3 protein-coding genes are annotated in these 2,615 nt (G+C 36.7%); 2 read left to right on the forward strand and 1 reads right to left on the reverse strand.

Going from position 1 to position 2,615, the window contains the following annotated elements; all coding sequences use genetic code 11:
- Positions 1-324: 324 nt before the first annotated feature.
- Positions 325-414, reverse strand: coding sequence for a putative holin-like toxin (locus FYJ62_RS10355; RefSeq protein ID WP_154549562.1), 90 nt, complete (start codon positions 412-414; stop codon positions 325-327).
- Between the two features lie 130 nt (positions 415-544).
- On the opposite strand from FYJ62_RS10355, the gene FYJ62_RS11030 reads away from it, so the two are divergent.
- Positions 545-1,729: a restriction endonuclease subunit S gene (locus FYJ62_RS11030; protein WP_326832038.1), complete on the forward strand. Its 1,185-nt coding sequence runs from the start codon at positions 545-547 to the stop codon at positions 1,727-1,729.
- Between the two features lie 257 nt (positions 1,730-1,986).
- A complete protein-coding gene (locus FYJ62_RS10365) occupies positions 1,987-2,487 on the forward strand; it encodes a restriction endonuclease subunit S (protein ID WP_154549564.1) in 501 nt (166 codons plus the stop codon).
- The last annotated feature ends 128 nt before the right edge of the window (positions 2,488-2,615 follow it).

The following is a 2,615-nucleotide window of genomic DNA, read 5'->3' on the forward strand; positions in this document are numbered from 1 at the left end:
ACGCTAATCGAGTTCACAAGGGCTTTGGTCAAGTAGCAGACACCTTGGAATCGTACTTCGATTAAAAAACAGTTAAAGAATCAATTAGCCGGAAAGATTTATTTACACAAAAGAATTGACAGTCTCAAAAATTGAGGCTACTGAAGTATGCGAAACAATCTTTACTTCAAAAAATGTTTATCTGAAGTTAAATATGCTATAATAGTAAAAGAAAAGAGAGCCTTGCGCCAACAAGACTCTCTGTAGTGGCCCGCTTCAAAGGCGGTGACAGTATCAGAACAAATTAGTCGTCCTTAACCGTGCAAAGTTACAGGGACGACTTTTTTACTTGCCGTGCTTGTCAACATAGGTCAACAAAGCAATAACGAAAAGACCAAAAGTGAGCATCAAGCTCAGTGCCTCGTATACGCTCATGACTACCGCATCCTTTGCAATAATTCTCCATGGAACCACCTCCAGGATTCAGATAGTCACCGCCCTTAAAACTTGCCTCATAAATTATATCAGATTTTCGCCAACTACTCCCCCCTAGATTTAGTCAGTTATCTACTGGGAGCAGTGTAAGCTATCCGATATTTCGGAAAAATCGTATGAGAAGAACACGGATAACAAATACTCCACGGTTTTAACGAATTCTGCTGAATATGGCATCGTTAAACAACGCGATTTTTTTGATAAAGATATTGCCAATTCAAGCAATATTTCAGGCTATTATATAGTTAGAAAAAACTATTTTGTATATAATCCGCGTATTTCTAATCAAGCAAAGTTTGGACCTATAAATCGAAATAAATTGGATGAGACCGGCATAATGTCTCCGTTATACTTAGTTTTTACGGTGCACGATATTGATGAGTCTTTCTTAGAAACACTATTCCAAACTACAACTTGGCATAGATTTATGTATCAAAATGGTGATACTGGTGCTAGAGCAGATAGATTTGCAATTAAAGATTCTACATTCATGTCTATGCCAATTAAGGTACCACCGCTAGAGGAACAACACAAACTTGCTTTAGCCTTTCAAAAGCTGGATCATACCATCACTTTACATGAGGGAAAAAAGAAGCAACTTGAGAGCTTAAAAAGCGCTTTATTACAGAAATTGTTTGCGGATAAATCTGGATATCCTATTATTAGATTTAAAGGATATAGTGATGCTTGGGAACAGCGTAAGTTATCAGAATGTGCTGGATTTCGCCGTGGATCGTTTCCACAACCGTATGGTAATAAGGAATGGTATGACGGTGATGGGGCTATGTCTTTTGTGCAAGTTGCAGATGTCGCTGACGATATGAAACTTGTTGATGATACAAAACAAAAGATAAGTAAGCTGGCTCAACCTATGAGCGTGTATGCGGATAAAGGTTCTGTATTAGTAACCCTTCAAGGAAGTATTGGACGTGTTGCAATCACGCAATATGGGGCTTTCGTGGATAGAACAGTTCTTATTTTTGATAAGTATAATCAGGACATCGATAAAACATTCTGGGCGTATATCATAAAAGAAAAATTTATTGATGAAGCAAGAAAAGCACCGGGTGGAACTATTAAAACAATTACAAAGGAAGCATTATCAGACTTTGATTTGATGTTGCCGAATTATGATGAACAGAAGAAACTCGGAGCATTTCTTGTAAGTATAGACAACCTTATCACCCTTCATCAGAGTAAGCTGGAAAAGCTGCAGAAAATAAAGAAATCCTTACTTGAAAGGATGTTTGCCTGAGCTTCGGACATGGATTCAGGGTGACAGATGAACGTTATTAGAAGATCACTTATTTTCGATTCCATCGTAAGCTAGTAGATTGTTTTTTTTAAATATGTTTGTAGCTTTTCAACAAATGAATTTGCTGAAATCTAGCACTTTATCTTGGGAACAGCATAAGTTTGTTAAAGTCTTTGATGGATTGAAAAACAACACTCTATCGAGGGCAGATTTAAACTATGAGAGTGGTACTATAAAAAATACATTATGGAGATGTTTTGATTAAGTTCGGAGACTACATAGATGCATCGAAAACGGAGTTACCTTATGTATCTGATGAGACAAAAGTAGATAAGCTCAAAAGCTCATTTCTACAAGATGGAGACATCATTATTGCAGACACGGCAGAAGACGATACCGTTGGAAAATGTGCAGAAATACAAGGCTCAGATGGAGTGAAAATTATGTTAGGTCTTCATACGATAGCATGTCGTCCGAAGAAAAAATTTGGTCCAATGTTCCTGGGATATTACATCAATTCGCCAACTTATCATAATCAGTTAAAACCATTAATGCATGGAATAAAAGTAACTTCAATATCAAAGTCTGCTCTTCAAGATACAGATATAATCATACCGAAATCCACTGATGAACAGATAAAAATTGGTGTATGTGTGTTAAGACTTGACCATTTCATCGCCCTTCACCAACAAAAAATTGATAACTTAAACTTCCCACTTACAAAAGTGGGCTTGTACCTTGAAAATTCAATAGTTTAGCCAATAAAAAAGCACAAGGCCTTTGTTCGCTTGATATAATTCAACTACAACATCATCAATATCAAACGAAAGGCTTGTGCTATGTCTAGTTTACCATCATTCGATACCAAAAACGAACCCCAAATTTC

The organism is Lactobacillus porci (assembly GCF_009695985.1).
GTDB lineage: Bacteria > Bacillota > Bacilli > Lactobacillales > Lactobacillaceae > Lactobacillus > Lactobacillus absianus.

What these genes read in the sequence shown, in the direction of transcription:
- FYJ62_RS10355 (WP_154549562.1), bottom strand. Translation starts at nt 414, where the DNA reads ATGAGCGTATACGAGGCACTGAGCTTGATGCTCACTTTTGGTCTTTTC.